The organism is Rhizobiales bacterium NRL2 (assembly GCA_001664005.1).
Classification (GTDB): domain Bacteria; phylum Pseudomonadota; class Alphaproteobacteria; order Minwuiales; family Minwuiaceae; genus Minwuia.
Genome location: CP016093.1, coordinates 3,252,652 through 3,267,980, shown reverse-complemented (window position 1 = coordinate 3,267,980; position 15,329 = coordinate 3,252,652). Strand labels below are relative to the sequence as shown.

The 15,329-nt window shown below is 67.7% G+C and carries 17 protein-coding genes; 12 read left to right on the top strand and 5 right to left on the bottom strand.

Annotation, left to right across the window (positions count from 1 at the left end; all coding sequences use genetic code 11):
* Window positions 1–115: 115 nt before the first annotated feature.
* The 12 genes from TEF_15205 to TEF_15150 all read left to right on the top strand — a co-directional run bounded on the left by TEF_15205 (window position 116) and on the right by TEF_15150 (window position 10,544).
* Complete coding sequence (locus TEF_15205) at window positions 116–1,720, top strand: urea ABC transporter permease subunit UrtB (protein ID ANK83523.1); 1,605 nt, start codon at window positions 116–118, stop codon at window positions 1,718–1,720.
* On the top strand, window positions 1,717–2,862 hold the full coding sequence (locus TEF_15200; protein ID ANK81987.1) for an urea ABC transporter permease subunit UrtC: 1,146 nt from the start codon (window positions 1,717–1,719) through the stop codon (window positions 2,860–2,862). Before TEF_15205 ends, TEF_15200 begins: the two co-directional genes overlap by 4 nt.
* 5 nt (window positions 2,863–2,867) lie before the next feature.
* On the top strand, window positions 2,868–3,620 hold the full coding sequence (locus tag TEF_15195) for an urea ABC transporter ATP-binding protein UrtD (GenBank protein ANK81986.1): 753 nt from the start codon (window positions 2,868–2,870) through the stop codon (window positions 3,618–3,620).
* Window positions 3,621–3,622: 2 nt separating this feature from the next.
* A complete protein-coding gene (locus tag TEF_15190; GenBank protein ANK81985.1) occupies window positions 3,623–4,318 on the top strand; it encodes an urea ABC transporter ATP-binding subunit UrtE in 696 nt (231 codons plus the stop codon).
* A complete protein-coding gene (locus tag TEF_15185) occupies window positions 4,305–5,165 on the top strand; it encodes a hypothetical protein (GenBank protein ID ANK83522.1) in 861 nt (286 codons plus the stop codon). The genes TEF_15190 and TEF_15185 overlap by 14 nt, the downstream gene beginning before the upstream one ends.
* Before the next feature lie 19 nt (window positions 5,166–5,184).
* Entirely contained in the window at window positions 5,185–5,487 is a 303-nt protein-coding gene (locus TEF_15180) for an urease subunit gamma (protein ANK81984.1), read from the top strand.
* A gap of 11 nt (window positions 5,488–5,498) precedes the next feature.
* Window positions 5,499–5,807: an urease subunit beta gene (locus TEF_15175; GenBank protein ANK81983.1), complete on the top strand. Its 309-nt coding sequence runs from the start codon at window positions 5,499–5,501 to the stop codon at window positions 5,805–5,807.
* The gene (locus TEF_15170; GenBank protein ID ANK81982.1) at window positions 5,807–7,519 is read left to right on the top strand and encodes an urease subunit alpha; all 1,713 of its coding nucleotides are present in this window, start codon (window positions 5,807–5,809) and stop codon (window positions 7,517–7,519) included. The genes TEF_15175 and TEF_15170 overlap by 1 nt, the downstream gene beginning before the upstream one ends.
* Before the next feature lie 144 nt (window positions 7,520–7,663).
* Window positions 7,664–8,155: an urease accessory protein UreE gene (locus tag TEF_15165; protein ANK81981.1), complete on the top strand. Its 492-nt coding sequence runs from the start codon at window positions 7,664–7,666 to the stop codon at window positions 8,153–8,155.
* On the top strand, window positions 8,142–8,840 hold the full coding sequence (locus TEF_15160; GenBank protein ID ANK81980.1) for a hypothetical protein: 699 nt from the start codon (window positions 8,142–8,144) through the stop codon (window positions 8,838–8,840). Before TEF_15165 ends, TEF_15160 begins: the two co-directional genes overlap by 14 nt.
* Entirely contained in the window at window positions 8,837–9,481 is a 645-nt protein-coding gene (locus TEF_15155; GenBank protein ID ANK81979.1) for an urease accessory protein UreG, read from the top strand. The genes TEF_15160 and TEF_15155 overlap by 4 nt, the downstream gene beginning before the upstream one ends.
* Before the next feature lie 79 nt (window positions 9,482–9,560).
* Complete coding sequence (locus tag TEF_15150; protein ANK83521.1) at window positions 9,561–10,544, top strand: alcohol dehydrogenase; 984 nt, start codon at window positions 9,561–9,563, stop codon at window positions 10,542–10,544.
* Here TEF_15150 and TEF_15145 read toward each other — a convergent pair.
* The 5 genes from TEF_15145 to TEF_15125 form a co-directional block, all read right to left on the bottom strand.
* A complete protein-coding gene (locus TEF_15145) occupies window positions 10,541–10,981 on the bottom strand; it encodes a hypothetical protein (protein ID ANK81978.1) in 441 nt (146 codons plus the stop codon). The genes TEF_15150 and TEF_15145 overlap by 4 nt on opposite strands.
* A 3-nt stretch (window positions 10,982–10,984) precedes the next feature.
* A complete protein-coding gene (locus tag TEF_15140; protein ANK81977.1) occupies window positions 10,985–12,256 on the bottom strand; it encodes an agmatinase in 1,272 nt (423 codons plus the stop codon).
* Window positions 12,207–12,992 (bottom strand): lauroyl acyltransferase, encoded by a 786-nt coding sequence (locus TEF_15135; protein ID ANK81976.1) that lies wholly within the window; start codon window positions 12,990–12,992, stop codon window positions 12,207–12,209. The genes TEF_15140 and TEF_15135 overlap by 50 nt, the downstream gene beginning before the upstream one ends.
* Complete coding sequence (locus TEF_15130; GenBank protein ANK81975.1) at window positions 12,989–13,810, bottom strand: lipid kinase; 822 nt, start codon at window positions 13,808–13,810, stop codon at window positions 12,989–12,991. The genes TEF_15135 and TEF_15130 overlap by 4 nt, the downstream gene beginning before the upstream one ends.
* 138 nt (window positions 13,811–13,948) lie before the next feature.
* The gene (locus TEF_15125; GenBank protein ANK83520.1) at window positions 13,949–15,013 is read right to left on the bottom strand and encodes a lipid kinase; all 1,065 of its coding nucleotides are present in this window, start codon (window positions 15,011–15,013) and stop codon (window positions 13,949–13,951) included.
* Between the last annotated feature and the right edge of the window lie 316 nt (window positions 15,014–15,329).

Genomic DNA, 15,329 nt, shown 5'->3' with positions numbered 1-15,329 from the left:
GGCGTGACGAACGGGCAGGCGGCGGCCTGCGCTCCCTGAGCGACGGCCGCCGCCGGTCCCTGACCGACCGAGACGAGTTCCAGACCCCCAGACAACGAAGCGAGATCGGCTGATGATGGCCCGCTTTCTCGCCCTGCTGTTCGCTCTCTGCCTCTGCCTGCCAGCGATCGAGGCGCGCGCGGACGACCTGACAGGGCTGATCGAACAACTGAACACCGACGACTACGCCGAGAAGGAGGCGATCGTCGCGAAGATCGCCGCCACCGGCGACGCCCGGGCCGCCGGCGCGCTCACCGCCTTCCGCGACGGCGATCTCTATTCCCGCAAGTCCGACGGCAAGGTCTTCATCGCCCGCAAGGCCGAAAGCGGCCGCGATCTGCTGGATCCGATCACCGGCGAGTTCGTCGAGAATGTCGGCAGCCGCGACGCCCGCCGCATCGGCGTCAACAACAACCTGCGGCGCGCCATCGACAGCGCGCTTGGCGCGCTGACGCTGCTGGCCAAGGACCCGAAGGTTCGCCGCGCCGCCGCCGCGTCGCTGTTCGGCAGTCCCGATCCGGAGGCGATCGCCAGTCTGGACCAGGCGATCGCCAACGAGCGTGATGAGGCCATACTCGAGGCGATGATGCAGGCCCGCGCCGCTTCGGTGCTTCGTTCCGACTTCGACACGGCGACCAAGGTCGAGGCTGTGCGCATTCTCGCCGAGAAGGGCGGCCGCGATGTGATGTCAATGCTCAAGCGGCTTCCGGCCGACGCGCCGCCGGAACTGCGTCAGGCGGCCGTCGCCGCGATCGGCGATATCGAGGACCGGCTGGCGCTCTGGGCGACGGCGCAGAACATCTACTACGGCATCAGCCTGGGTTCGGTGCTGCTGATGGCCGCCATCGGTCTCGCCATCACCTTCGGCGTCATGGGCGTCATCAACATGGCCCATGGCGAGATGGTAATGCTGGGGGCCTATACGACCTTCGTCGTCCAGGAAGTCATCCGCAATCATGCGCCGGAGCTGTTCGACGGCAGCCTGGCGCTCGCCATACCGCTCGCCTTCCTCGTCTCCGGCGCCGTGGGTGTCGCCATCGAACGCGGCATCATCCGCTATCTCTACGGCCGGCCGCTGGAGACCCTGCTGGCCACCTGGGGTGTCAGCCTGGTGCTGCAGCAGGCGGTCCGGACGATCTTCGGGCCGACCAACCAGGAAGTCGGCAATCCGTCCTTCATGTCCGGCGCGGTCGAGATCGGCGCCATGACGATGACCTACAACCGCATCTGGATCATCTGCTTCGCCTTCGTGGTGCTGGCGGCGCTGATGCTGGTGCTGCGCAGGACGCCGCTGGGCCTGCAGATGCGCGCGGTGACGCAGAACCGCCGCATGGCGGGCGCCATGGGCATCCGCACCGACTGGGTCGACGCAATGACCTTCGGGCTGGGTTCCGGCATCGCCGGCATCGCCGGCGTGGCGCTGAGCCAGATCGACAATGTCAGCCCCAATCTGGGGCAGTCCTACATCGTCGACAGCTTCATGGTCGTGGTCTTCGGCGGCGTCGGCAATCTGTGGGGGACACTGGTGGGCGCCCTGACGCTGGGCATCGCCAACAAGTTCCTCGAGCCCTTCGCCGGTGCAGTGCTGGCCAAGATCCTGATCCTGGTCTTCATCATCCTGTTCATCCAGAAGCGGCCGCGCGGTCTGTTCGCGCTCAAGGGCCGCGTGGTGGAGTCATGATCATGAAAGGCTTCGTCTTTCGCGCGTTCGACCGTGGCGGGATGATCTTTCTCGCCATCCTGCTGGGCGTGATCCTGCTGGTCGGCCTGTCCAACCAGCTGCTCCCGGCGTCGTCACCGCTGCATGCGCCGACCTACATGGTCAGCCTGGTCGGCAAGTACCTGACCTATGCCCTGCTGGCGTTGTCGGTGGACCTGATCTGGGGCTATTGCGGCATTCTCAGCCTCGGCCACGGCGCGTTCTTCGCCCTCGGCGGCTACGCCATGGGGATGCATCTGATGCGCCAGATCGGCGATCGCGGCGTCTACGGCAATCCGGAGCTGCCGGACTTCATGGTCTTCCTGAACTACGACGCGCTGCCCTGGTACTGGTTCGGCTTCGACATGTTCTGGTTCGCCATGGTCATGGTGATCCTGGTGCCGGGCGCGCTGGCATTCGTCTTCGGCTGGTTCGCCTTCCGCAGCCGGGTGACGGGCGTGTATCTCTCGATCATCACCCAGGCTATGACCTTCGCGCTGATGCTCGCCTTCTTCCGCAACAACATGGGCTTTGGCGGCAACAACGGCCTGACCGATTTCAAGGACATCCTGGGCTTCGACCTGCAGTCGGACGCGACGCGCGTGGGGCTCCTGTTCGCCTCGGCCGCCGCGCTGGCGCTCGGCTTCCTGATCTGCAAATCGGTTACCCGCTCGAAATACGGCAAGGTGATCGCCGCGATCCGCGACGCCGAATCCCGGACCCGCTTCCTGGGCTACCGGGTGGACCGCTACAAGCTGGCCGTCTTCACGCTCTCGGCCTGCATGGCCGGCGTCGCCGGCGCGCTCTACGTGCCGCAGGTCGGCATCATCAATCCCAGCGAGTTTGCGCCCGCGGTGTCCATCGAAATCGTGGTCTGGGTCGCCGTCGGCGGCCGGGGCACGCTCTACGGCGCGGTGATCGGAGCCATCCTGGTGAACTACGCCAAGACCTATTTCACGGGCACCTTGCCCGATGTCTGGCTGTTCGCCCTGGGCGGTCTGTTCATCGGCGCCACGCTGTTCCTGCCGAAGGGGCTGGTCGGGCTCGCCGCGTCCCTCTGGAACCGGCGGCCCGGACGTCCGGATCCCACCAAGCCGGCCCTTGGCCCGGCCCCGGCGGAGTAGGAACCATGGCGCAGCAACTGACTGACAGCATCCTCTACCTCGACGGCGTCAGCGTTTCCTTCGACGGCTTCAAGGCGTTGAACGATCTCTCGCTCGTCATGGGCAGGGGCGAGATGCGAGCCATCATCGGCCCCAACGGCGCCGGCAAGACGACCATGATGGACGTCATCACCGGCAAGACCCGCCCCGACAAGGGCGAGATCTTCTTCGAGGGCAGCATCGACCTGACGAAGCACGACGAGGCGGCGATCGCCGAACTGGGCATCGGACGCAAGTTCCAGAAGCCGACGGTGTTCGAGACCCAGTCGGTCCATGACAACCTGGAACTGGCGTTGAAGGCCGACCGCTCGGTCTTCGCGACCCTGCTCTGGCGGCGTTCGAAGGATACCGAGAATCGTATCGACGAGATCCTCGCGATCACCCGTCTGGGCGATCACCGGGGAAGGCTGGCGGGGTCGCTCAGCCACGGTCAGAAGCAGTGGCTGGAGATCGGCATGCTGCTGGCGCAGGATCCGAAGCTGCTGCTGGTCGACGAACCGGCGGCCGGCATGACCGACGACGAGACCGCCGAGACGGCGATCCTGCTGAAGGACATCGCGAAGACGCACTCGGTCGTGGTGGTCGAGCACGACATGACCTTCGTGCGCGATCTGGGCGTCAAGGTTACGGTGCTGCACGAGGGCTCGGTGCTGGCCGAGGGCTCGCTCGACACGGTCAGCGCCAACGAGCGCGTCGTCGAAGTCTATCTGGGGAGGTAGGGATGCTGAACGTTTCCGATATCAACCTCTCCTATGGCGCCTCGCAGGCCCTGTGGGGCGTCTCCCTTGACGTGGCGCCGGGCACCGTCACCTGTCTGATGGGCCGCAATGGCGTGGGCAAGACCTCGACCCTGCGCGCCATCGTCGGACAGCATCCGGTCTCGTCGGGCGAGATCCGCCTCGACGGGGCCGCGGTCAACGCCATGAAGCCGTTCGAGCGGGCGCGGCGCGGCATCGCCTTCGTGCCCCAGGGCCGCGAGATCTTCCCGCTGCTGTCGGTGCGGGACAACCTGGAGACGGGTTATGCCTGCCTGCCGCGCGCCGAGCGTCACGTGCCGGAGGATCTGTTCGAACTGTTCCCGGTGCTAAAGGACATGCTGGGCCGGCGCGGCGGCGACCTTTCGGGCGGCCAGCAGCAGCAACTCGCCATCGCCCGGGCGCTTGTGACGCGGCCGCGCGTCCTGCTGCTCGACGAGCCCACCGAAGGCATCCAGCCGTCGATCATCCAGGACATCGGCCGGGTCATCGAACTGCTCCGCGACCGGGGCGACATGGCGATCCTGCTGGTGGAGCAGTATTTCGATTTCGCGCGCGATCTGGCCGACCGGTTCTACGTCATGGACCGTGGCGAGATCGTGCTTTCAGGCAAGGCCGACGAGATGGACGAGGACGATGTTCGCCGCCATCTCACGGTCTGAATCGGCGGTCCCGAATTCGAAGGCAGGCAGTCCGGGGCCGCCGCGATCGGTCGGCGCCGTCCGCATCGCCTTCCTGGGGGTGGGCACGCGGACGGCGCTGGCCGATCTCCATCAGCAGGGCTGCATGAAGGCCCGCCTGCCGCGATCCTATGACGGCGATCCGCTCACGGCGATTCTGATCAACACTGCCGGCGGCCTGACCGGCGGCGACGATGTGGAAACCGCGGTGGAATGGGGAGCAGAGGCGCAGGCCTGCTTCTCGACCCAGGCGGCCGAGCGTATCTACCGCAGTTCCGGCGGCGCGGCGCTGATCCGCAACAGGCTCACCGCCGGCGCCGGGGCCTCGGCCGAGTGGCTGCCGCAGGAGACGATCCTGTTCGATGCCGGCCGGTTCCGCCGCGAGACGGCGGTCGACCTGGATCCGGCGTCGCGCTTCCTGGCGGTCGAGAGCGTCGTGCTCGGCCGCAAGGCCATGGGCGAGACCATACGCACCGGCATGATCGCCGACCGCTGGTCGGTGTGGGTGGGCGGCCGGCTGGTCTGGCTGGACGCGTTCCGGCTGGAGGACGATCTGGCCGCGCAGATCGCGCGTCCGGCGGTGCTCGCGGGCGCAGGCGCCTATGCCACCGTGATCGCGCAGGCGGACGAGCCGGACGCCGTGCTTGCCGCGATCCGCGAAGGGGTTGGCGCCGACGGCGGGGCGAGCCGCCGGGGTCCGCTGGTGGTCGGCCGTGTGACCGCGCCCGATGGCGACACGCTGCGTTTGCGGTTGGCGGCGCTGATACCGGCGCTTCGCCGCGTCGTCACGGGTCAGCCCGCGCGGCTGCCGCGGGTTTTCGGAATATGACGAGAGGGAGGGAACTGGCATGAACCTCACGCCCAGGGAGAAGGACAAGCTGCTGGTCGCCATGGCGGCGGTTGTCGCCAGGCGGCGGATGGAGCGCGGCGTCAGGCTCAACCATCCGGAGGCGATCGCGCTGATCACCGACTTCGTGGTCGAGGGCGCGCGCGACGGCCGGCCCGTCGCCGATCTGATGAGCGAGGGCGCGAAGGTGATCAGCCGCGACCAGGTCATGGACGGTGTGGCCGAGATGATCCACGACGTCCAGGTCGAGGCGACCTTCCCCGACGGGACCAAGCTGGTCACCGTCCACCAGCCGATCCGTTAGGGGAGAGCCGCATGATTCCGGGCGAATACTTCATCAAGCCGGGCGAGATCGAACTCAACGCCGGCGCCGAAACGGTCACGATCACGGTGGCCAATACCGGGGACCGGCCGGTCCAGGTCGGCAGCCACTATCATTTCCACGAAACCAACCCGGCGCTGGACTTCGAACGCGACAAGGCGCGCGGCATGCGCCTCGACATCCCGGCGGGCTCCGCTGTGCGCTTCGAGCCCGGCCAGAGCCGCGAGGTGACGCTGGTGCCCTATGGCGGCAGGCGCTTCGTCTACGGCTTCAACCAGAAGATCATGGGAGGGCTGGACTGATGGCCTATCGCATCGGACGCGAAGCCTATGCCGACATGTTCGGTCCCACGGTCGGCGACAGGGTGCGCCTGGCCGACACGCAGCTGATCGTGGAGGTCGAGGAAGATCGCACGATCTACGGCGAGGAGGTGAAGTTCGGCGGAGGCAAGGTGATCCGCGACGGCATGGGCCAGTCGCAGGTCAGCCGCGCCGAGGGCGCTGTCGACACGGTGATCACCAACGCGCTGATCATCGACCATACCGGTATCATCAAGGCCGATGTGGGTATCCGCGACGGCCGCATCGCCGGCATCGGCAAGGCCGGCAATCCGGACACCCAGCCCGGCGTCGACATCGTCATCGGCCCGGGCACGGAGGCCATCGCCGGCGAGGGGAAGATCCTCACCGCCGGCGGTTTCGACGCGCACATCCACTTCATCTGCCCGCAGCAGATCGAGGAGGCGCTGATGAGCGGCATCACCACCATGCTGGGCGGCGGCACCGGTCCCGCGACAGGCACCAACGCCACCACCTGCACGCCGGGGGCCTGGCACATCGGGCGGATGCTGCAGGCCTTCGACGCATTCCCCATGAACCTCGCGCTTTCGGGCAAGGGTAACGCCTCGACGCCAAAGGCGCTGCAGGAGATGGTGCTGGCCGGCGCGTCCTCACTGAAGCTGCACGAGGACTGGGGCACGACGCCCGCTGCGATCGACTGCTGCCTCTCGGTCGCCGACGAGATGGACGTGCAGGTGATGATCCACACCGACACGCTGAACGAGTCCGGCTTCGTCGAGAACACGGTCGCCGCCTTCAAGGGCCGCACCATCCACGCCTTCCACACCGAGGGCGCGGGCGGCGGTCATGCGCCGGACATCATCAAGGTCTGCGGCGAGGCCAATGTCATCCCCTCATCGACCAACCCGACGCGGCCTTTCACGGTGAACACCATCGACGAGCATCTCGACATGCTGATGGTCTGTCATCACCTGGATCCGAACATCCCGGAGGACGTGGCCTTCGCCGAAAGCCGCATCCGCCGCGAGACCATCGCCGCCGAGGATATCCTGCACGACATGGGCGCGTTCTCGATCATCGCTTCCGACAGCCAGGCCATGGGCCGGGTCGGCGAGGTGATCATCCGGACCTGGCAGACGGCGGACAAGATGAAGCGCCAGCGCGGGCCGTTGCCCGAGGAGCGGGGCGACAACGACAATTTCCGCGTCCGCCGCTACATCGCCAAGTACACGATCAACCCGGCGATCGCGCACGGCATGTCGGCCCATATCGGCTCGGTCGAGCCCGGCAAGCTCGCCGACCTGGTGCTCTGGTCGCCGGCCTTCTTCGGCGTCAAGCCGGACCTGATCCTGAAGTCCGGCACCATCGCCGCGGCGCAGATGGGCGATCCCAACGCCTCCATCCCGACGCCGCAGCCGGTGCACTACCGCCCGATGTTCGGGTCCTACGGTCGCTCGCTGACCGAATCCTCGGTGACCTTCGTCTCGAAGGCGGCGCTCGACGCCGGCATCGGCGGGAGCCTGGGGCTGGCCAAGCGCTTGCTGGCGGTCGAGAACGTGCGCGGGGGGATCGGCAAGAAATCGATGGTGCTCAACGGCATGACGCCGGAGATCGACGTCCATCCGGAGACCTACGAGGTCCGCGCCAACGGGGAACTGCTGACCTGCGAGCCGGCCGCCGAGCTCGCCATGGCCCAGCGGTACTTCCTGTTCTGATGGCGTATTCCGCGCACAGTACGAAGGCGTCCTCGGACTTGACCCGAGGACCCATGCCGGAGTGTTCCCGGGGGCACGAGAATGGTTGCGGTTCTCAGGCATGGCCCCGCGTCTTCGCCCGGGGCGCCGTCCTGGAGTGACTTCATGCTGAAATGCCACGAGATCATTCCCGCCGGAACGTTCGAGCCGGCCGCTGCCGCGGACCGCGTCGTCCTCGACCTGGAGGACCGGCGGCGCCGGCGGCTGTCGATCACGGGCGAGAGCGGACTGGCGTTCCTGCTCGATCTCGCCGAGGTGCCGGCGCTAAGGGAGGGCGACGGGCTCCGGCTCACGGACGGTCGCATCGTCGCCGTCGCCGCCGCGCCGGAGCGCCTGGCGGAGATCACGGCCCGCGACGCGGCGCACCTGGTCCGCATCGCCTGGCATCTGGGCAACCGTCATCTGCCGACGGAACTGAAGGGGGAAAAGCTGCGCATCCGCCACGATCATGTCATCGAGGCGATGGTAGAAGGACTTGGCGGCGAGGTGGCGCATGTCACCGCGCCGTTCGAACCCGAGGGCGGGGCCTATGGCCACGGCCCCGTCCACGCGCACGATCATGGCCATGCCCCGCGTTCCAGTCATGGAGGTCATTGAGATGCCGTCCGATACCAACCTGCTTCGGCTCATGAGCTGGCTTTCCCCGGCCTTTCCCGTCGGGGCCTATACCTACAGTCACGGGCTGGAGGCCGCCGTCGAGGACAATCTGATCCGCGACCGCCGGAGCGCGGAGGCGTGGATCGTCGACCTTGTCACGCTCGGCGCCGGACGAACCGATGCCACGCTGCTGGCCCACGCCTGGCGGGCGGTGACGAATGGCGACGAGGCCCTGCTGGCGGAAACGGCAGAGACAGCCGCCGCGCTCTCGGCCACCTCGGAACTGGCGCTGGAGACCGAGTCCCAGGGCCGCGCCTTCCTCAAGGCGGTGGAAGCGGCCTGGCCGACGCCGGCGCTGGAAATGCTGGCGCGCGTCCATGACGGGCCCGTCGCCTATCCCGTGGCCGTCGGCGTCACCGCGGCTGGCCACGAACTGCCCCTGACCGAGGCGGCGGTGGCCTATCTGCACGCCTATGCCGGCAATCTGATCTCGGCCGTGGTGCGCCTGGTGCCGCTCGGCCAGACCGACGGGCTGCACCTGACCCGCGCCGTGGAGCCGCTTCTGCCGAAGGTCGCGGGAGCCGCGCTGGCCACGCCGCTCGCCAGCGTCGCCAGCGGCGCTTTCGTCGCGGATCTGAAATCCATGCAGCACGAAACCCAGAGAACGAGGTTGTTCCGCTCATGAGCCAGTCCCCCAATGGCCCTCTCCGCATCGGCATCGGCGGTCCCGTCGGTTCCGGCAAGACCGCCCTGATGGAGCAGCTCTCCAAGGCGCTGACCGGCAACTACTCCGTCGCCGCGATCACCAACGACATCTACACGAAGGAGGACGCCGAGATCCTGACCCGCACCGGCGCCCTGCCACCCGAGCGGATCATGGGCGTCGAGACCGGCGGCTGCCCGCACACGGCGATCCGCGAGGACGCCTCCATCAACCTCGCCGCCGTGGCCGAGATGACGGAGCGGTTTCCCGATCTCGACGTCATTCTGATCGAGTCGGGCGGCGACAATCTGGCCGCGACCTTCAGCCCCGAACTCGCCGACATCACGCTCTACGTCATCGACGTGTCGGCGGGCGACAAGATCCCGGCCAAGGGGGGCCCGGGCATCACCCGCTCCGACATGCTGATCATCAACAAGACCGATCTGGCCGAACTCGTTGGCGCGAACCTCGGGCGCATGGACCGGGACGCGAAGGCGCAGCGCGGCGAACGACCCTTCGTCTTCGCCCGCATCCGCTTCGGCGACGGCGTCGAGGCGATCCGCGACTTCGTCATCAGCCGCGGCGGTCTCGGCGTCGCGGAGTCCGACCGCCTCGCCGGCTGAGCGATGCGTCGCTTGATTCGCTTGCGCTGGGGCAGATGATGGTCCGGCAGGAAGCGCCACGGGGGATGCGATGGCGGAAATGAACGCGATGACGCTGCCGCGCACGGGCGCGGCTCTGGAGGCGAGCCGGGTCCCGCTGCCCGAGCCCGGGCCGGGTCAGGTGCGGGTGAAGATTGCCGCCTGCGGGGTCTGCCGCACGGATCTGCACGTGGTCGACGGGGACCTGCCGGACGTGCCGCAGGGCGTCATTCCCGGCCACGAGATCGTCGGGACTGTCGATGCGCTGGGCTCCGGCGTATCCGGTCTGGCGGAGGAAGAGCGTGTCGGCGTGCCCTGGCTCGGCCATACCTGCGGGACCTGCTTCTACTGCGGCGAGGGTCACGAGAACCTCTGCGACGCGCCGGGCTTCACCGGCTACACCATGCAGGGCGGCTATGCCGAGTACTGCGTCGCCGATGCGCGCTACGTCTTCTCGCTGCCGGACCGCTACGGCGATGCCGAGGCCGCGCCGCTGCTCTGCGCCGGACTGATCGGCTACCGCTCCTGGGCCATGGTCCGCGAGGCGAAGCGGCTGGGCATGTACGGCTTCGGCGCGGCGGCCCACATCATCGCCCAGGTGGCGATCGCGAAGGGCGTGGAGGTCCATGCCTTCACCCGGGAGGGCGATACGGCCGCGCAGGATTTCGCCCGAAGCCTCGGCTGCGCCCGGGCCGGCGGGTCGGACGAGACGCCGGCGGAGCCGCTGGACGCCGCCATCATCTTCGCGCCCGTCGGGCCTCTGGTGCCGGCGGCGCTGAGGGCGGTGCGCAAGGGCGGCACGGTGGTCTGCGCCGGCATCCACATGAGCGACATCCCGGCCTTTCCCTACGGGATACTCTGGGGCGAGCGGGTGGTGCGTTCGGTCGCCAACCTGACCCGAGCCGACGGGGAAGAGTTCATGCGTCTGGCGGCGGAAGTGCCGATCGCGACGCACGTCACGGAATATCCGCTGGCGGACGCCAACCGCGCCCTGGATGACCTGCGCGAGGGCCGGCTCAACGGCGCGGCGGTGCTGATCCCCTAGGTTCGCACCTTCTCCGCCAGGAAGCGGCGCAGGTCGACGTCGCGGCGCTCGGTCAGCGAGACATAGGTCAGGCGGCAGTTGACCCGCTCCCGGATCATCTGCCCCGGAAAGGGCATGTAGACCAGATCGCCGCCGCCGAAGCCCGGCGATGCTGCGCCGACCTGCCAGGCCGATTCCATGGTCAGGTCGACCAGCCGGAGCGGTTTGCCGCCGCACTCGCTGCCGATTTCCAGGGGCACGCTGGCGAGGCGCAGATAGCTGGCCTTGTCGGAGGCTTCGCGGAAGCCCTCGAGGAACTGTTCGGCCAGCATGGCGATCTCTTCCGCCCGGTCCTCCCCCTCCATGTGGGAATGCAGGTGGGTCGGCGCGGCGTGATCGTGATTGTGGCCGGGACCGTGATGGTCGTGATGGCCGTGGCCGTGATGGTCGTGCGCCATGGCTCAGCCCTTCCGCGCGCTGGTCGTCCACCGCGCACCGTCGCGAGCGGCATCATAGTCGCCCTTGGGGAACTCGACCGGCTTGTCGATCAGGCCGCTGTGCGCGCCCAACTTGCCGGCGGCGACCATGGAGCCCAGCGCGTCGACGATCACCCGGGTCGCCATCAGCGCGGTGATGTCGGAGGTGTCGTAGGGCGGCGAGACCTCCACGATCTCCATGCCGCAGATCCCCTCCGCCGCGATGCGGGAAACCAGCCCCAGCGCCTCGCGCGGCAGGAAGCCGCCGGGCTCCGGCCAGCCGGTGCCGGGCACGAAACCGCAGTCGATGCAGTCGATGTCGAAGGACAGGTAGACCATGTCGGCGCCGTCCCAGGCCATCTCCAGCGCCATCTCGGCGGTCCTGTCGATGCCCATCTTCTCCACGTCGGACATGGTGATGATGTTGGTCTCGCGCTCGCGGGCGACGGCCACGGCCTCGCGCGGCACCTGCCAGCCGCCGATGCCGACCTGGACCAGGTTCTTCGCCGGCACGTTGGGCAGGTTCGTGGCGTGGAACCAGGGCGTGGTGTGCATGCGCTCGTCCAGGTCCTTTTCCTGGATGTCGGCATGGCGGTCGAAGTGGACGATGCCGATGGTCTTCGACGTGCACTCGGCGATGCCGCGCACGGTGGGAAAGCCGATGGAGTGGTCGCCGCCCAGGATGATCGGCATCGATCCGGTGGAAAAGACATGGGCGCAGGCGCGGCTGATCTGGTCGAAGGTCTTCTCGATATTGCCGGGGATAGTGAAGATGTCGCCGGCGTCGCAGAGGCTCATCTGCTCGCGCAGGTCGACGGCCAGTTCGTAGTTGTAGGGGGTGTAGAGCGCCGAGATCTTGCGGATGCCCTGAGGCCCGAAGCGCGTGCCGGGACGGTAGGTGGTACCGCCGTCGAAGGGGGCGCCGAGCACGGTCGCGTCGTAGTTCCCGACCTCGGTCACGTCCTCGGTATAGGGCGCCTTCAGGAAGGTGTTGATGCCGGCATAGTGGGGCAGTTCCCCGCGGGCGAAGGTCGGGATCGAGCGGTCCTCGATCGAATCCGCGCCCGTGAGCCCCATGCGCAGCGCCCAGCGGCGTTCCTTGTCCCATTCGTCGCCCGGAATGCCGGCCTCGGCCTGCATGGACTTCCAGCCCCTCAGCTTCGAGAGGTCGGGGTGGTGGCGGCGGCGGCTTTCCTGAGTTGCGGCGTCAGCCGGCGGCCGGTTGCGGCGCGTCCGGCGGTCCAAAGGCAGGAACATCGGGTTTCTCCCAGTCTTTCTCGGTCAGTTTGAAATCGTAGGTCACGGTGGCGCCGAAGGCGGTCGGATCATGGGGGTCCCAGCGGCGCTTGTCGAAGACCAGCACCCTGTTGGCCAGGGTGAAAGCCTCGGACAGGTCATGGCTGACCATGAAGATGGTCATGCCGGTTTCCCGCCAGAGGTCGAGCAGGAATTCGTGCATCGACTTGCGGGTGCCCGGGTCCAGCGCGCCGAAGGGTTCGTCGAGCAGCAGCACCTTCGGCTTCAGCGCCAGCGCCTGGGCGATGGCGAGACGCTGCTGCATGCCGCCGGAGAGCTGGCTGGGCCAGGCGTCGGCCATGTGGGCCAGTCCGATACGCTCCAGCACCCGGTCGGCCTCGCGCTCCAGTTCCTGCTTGCGCGGACCGAACAGCCGGCCGAGCAGGCGGCTCCCGCTGAACTCCATCGGCAGCAGCAGGTTCTGACGCACGCTCAGATGCGGGAAGACGGAATAGCGCTGGAAGACGACGCCGCGGTCGGGGCCGGGTTCGCGCGCGGGCGGCTGTCCGTCGATGCGGATCTCGCCGGCGCTCGGCATCTCCTGCGCCAGCAGCATGCGCAGGAAGGTGGATTTGCCGCAGCCCGAGGCGCCGACGATGGCGCAGAACTGCCCCTCGTCGATTTCCAGGTCGACGTTCTCCAGAATCGGTGTGTGGTCATAGGTCTTGAAGACCTGGCGGACGGAGACCGCGCTCAAAGGCTCTCTCCCTCCGTATGGGCCCAGCCGAAGGCGCGCCGGGAGAACCGGCGCAACGACCAGTCGATGGCGAAGGCGAGAAACGTGATCCAGCAGACATAGGGCAGGATCACGTCCATCGCCAGATAGCGGCGGACCAGGAAGATGCGATAGCCGAGGCCGTCCTGTGCGGCGATCGCCTCGGCCGCGATCAGGAACAGCCAGGCGGGACCGAGCGAGAGCCTGACCGCCTGCACCAGCCGGGGCGCCACCTGAGGTAGCGCGACGCGCAGCAGGATCTGCCATGACGACCCGCCCAGCGTCTGCGCCTTGACCAGTTGTTCCGTCGGAATCTCGAGCACCCGCTGGCTCAGGTCGCGGATGATGAAGGGGGTGATGCCGACGGCGATCAGCACGACCTTGGAGACTTCGCCGAGTCCGAAGACGATGAAAAGGATCGGCAGCAGCGCCAGCGGCGGTATCAGGGAAAGAAAGGCGACATAGGAGGCCAGGGTGGAGCGGCCCGCCGGGAACAGACCGATCGCGAGGCCGAAGCCGAGGCCGAGCGAGGCGGCTATGGCGACGCCGACCGCCAGGCGCTGCAGGCTGGCCGCCGTGTCCCGCCAGAGCAGGACGTCGCCGCTGCGCCGGTCCGGTTCCGTGGCGAGTTCGGCGGCGCGTTCGATCACCTTCGCCGGCGCCGGCAGCAGCTTGTCGTTCGGGTTCTCCGCCCGGCGGACCTCCGAGCCGACCACATAGGCAAGCAGGGTGAGCACGAAGGGCAGGGCGGCGAGCAGCACCGCGACCGACCTGACGGGACGGCGGTTCATCCAGCGCATCGAGCTTGGCCAATCCCTCTGACAGGAAAATGGAACCCTGACGTCATTGCCCGGTTCATCCGGGCAATCCATGTCTCGAAATCAGCGGATCCGTGGGCTGCCCGGACGAGCCGGGCAGCGACGGATGCGACTTGGCCGTCACAGCTTCCCTTCGGCGGCCATCACCATGTAGGCGGGATCGAAGCGGAACTTGATGTTGCTGGTATCGCCGAGCGTGGCGCCGCCGGGAAAGGCCATGCCGATGTCGTCCACCGAGCGCGCGCCCTCGCCCAGGATGCCGTGGTCGAACAGGAAGTTGCGCACGAAATCCATGGTCTGGAGCAGCTTCGGGTCCTCGGTGAAGGCGACCGCGTCCGCCGGATCATAGAACATCTTCGTCGTCGCGAGCTGGGCGTCATAGCCGGCGAGGTCGGTGCCGGACGCCTCGGCCATGGCGGTCCGCGCGGCCTTGCCCGCCTCGGTGTCGGCGGCCATCAGGCTCATGGTCTCGTACCAGGCCCCGGCCAGCGCCTTGCCGAAGTCAGGGTTGTCGGCCAGCGTCTCGGTGTTGACGACCATCAGGTCGATGATCTCGCCCGGGATGTCCGCGCTGTCGTAGATTTTCGAAACGCCCGGCATTTCCATGATGGTGAAGACCAGCGGGTTCCAGGTCACCGCGGCGGTGACGCCGGGCGTCGCGAAGGCCGCGACCATGTCGGCGTCCGAGGTGTTGACGACGCTGATGTCCGCTTCCGACATGCCGGCGCTCTCCAGGCCGCGCGCCAGCAGGTAGTGGGAGACCGAGAGCTCCACCAGATTGATCTGCTCGCCCTTCAGATCCTTGAAGGCGCGATCGCCCTTCACCAGCACGGCGTCGTTGCCGTTGGAGAAGTCGCCCACGATCAGCGCCGTCGTATCGACGCCGCCGCCGGCGGGAATGGACAGGGTGTCCATATTGGTCGCGCTGACCCCGTCGAAGGCGCCGGCGGAGTACTGGTTGATGCTCTCGATGTAGTCGTTGATCTGCACGATCTCGACGTCGATGCTGTATTTCGCGGCCCATTTGTCCATGATGCCGGAGTCTTCCATGTAACCCCACGGCATCCAGCCGACATAGATCGACCAGGCGACGCGGAAGCTGTCCTTCTTCTCCGCCTGCGCCGCTCCGCCCAGCCCGATGGCGATGACCGCCGCCGCGGCGATGGTTGCGATGATGCGTTTCATGAGTTCGTCCTCCTCGCTGCGCCTGTGCCGACCGGCCTGCGCGGCGAGGAGAAAGAGGCTCCCGGCCGACACCAAGCCGCCGATTGAGACCTCCCGGGATTTTGGCCCGCCGTGTGTCCCGGCCTGTGCGCGGCCGGGATGGCGGCTCTCGGACCAGTCGCCCGCGGCGACGCGCGGACCGGAACCCTAGCCGCCCATTGCGGTTCTCTTGGCAATCGCCGTGCCAGAGCGGCGACAGGGGAGCCCAGGCCGAATCGGCACGGGAATTCAGACACTTCCGCAAATGGCCCGCTTCACGGGGCGCTCAGACGGATTC

What these genes read in the sequence shown, in the direction of transcription:
- TEF_15175 (ANK81983.1), top strand. Translation starts at nt 5,499, where the DNA reads ATGATTCCGGGCGAATACTTCATCAAGCCGGGCGAGATCGAACTCAAC.
- TEF_15155 (ANK81979.1), top strand. Translation starts at nt 8,837, where the DNA reads ATGAGCCAGTCCCCCAATGGCCCTCTCCGCATCGGCATCGGCGGTCCC.
- TEF_15125 (ANK83520.1), bottom strand. Translation starts at nt 15,013, where the DNA reads ATGAAACGCATCATCGCAACCATCGCCGCGGCGGCGGTCATCGCCATC.
- TEF_15180 (ANK81984.1), top strand. Translation starts at nt 5,185, where the DNA reads ATGAACCTCACGCCCAGGGAGAAGGACAAGCTGCTGGTCGCCATGGCG.
- TEF_15165 (ANK81981.1), top strand. Translation starts at nt 7,664, where the DNA reads ATGCTGAAATGCCACGAGATCATTCCCGCCGGAACGTTCGAGCCGGCC.
- TEF_15195 (ANK81986.1), top strand. Translation starts at nt 2,868, where the DNA reads ATGGCGCAGCAACTGACTGACAGCATCCTCTACCTCGACGGCGTCAGC.
- TEF_15150 (ANK83521.1), top strand. Translation starts at nt 9,561, where the DNA reads ATGAACGCGATGACGCTGCCGCGCACGGGCGCGGCTCTGGAGGCGAGC.
- TEF_15130 (ANK81975.1), bottom strand. Translation starts at nt 13,810, where the DNA reads ATGCGCTGGATGAACCGCCGTCCCGTCAGGTCGGTCGCGGTGCTGCTC.
- TEF_15160 (ANK81980.1), top strand. Translation starts at nt 8,142, where the DNA reads ATGGAGGTCATTGAGATGCCGTCCGATACCAACCTGCTTCGGCTCATG.
- TEF_15200 (ANK81987.1), top strand. Translation starts at nt 1,717, where the DNA reads ATGATCATGAAAGGCTTCGTCTTTCGCGCGTTCGACCGTGGCGGGATG.
- TEF_15170 (ANK81982.1), top strand. Translation starts at nt 5,807, where the DNA reads ATGGCCTATCGCATCGGACGCGAAGCCTATGCCGACATGTTCGGTCCC.
- TEF_15205 (ANK83523.1), top strand. Translation starts at nt 116, where the DNA reads ATGGCCCGCTTTCTCGCCCTGCTGTTCGCTCTCTGCCTCTGCCTGCCA.
- TEF_15145 (ANK81978.1), bottom strand. Translation starts at nt 10,981, where the DNA reads ATGGCGCACGACCATCACGGCCACGGCCATCACGACCATCACGGTCCC.
- TEF_15190 (ANK81985.1), top strand. Translation starts at nt 3,623, where the DNA reads ATGCTGAACGTTTCCGATATCAACCTCTCCTATGGCGCCTCGCAGGCC.
- TEF_15140 (ANK81977.1), bottom strand. Translation starts at nt 12,256, where the DNA reads ATGTTCCTGCCTTTGGACCGCCGGACGCGCCGCAACCGGCCGCCGGCT.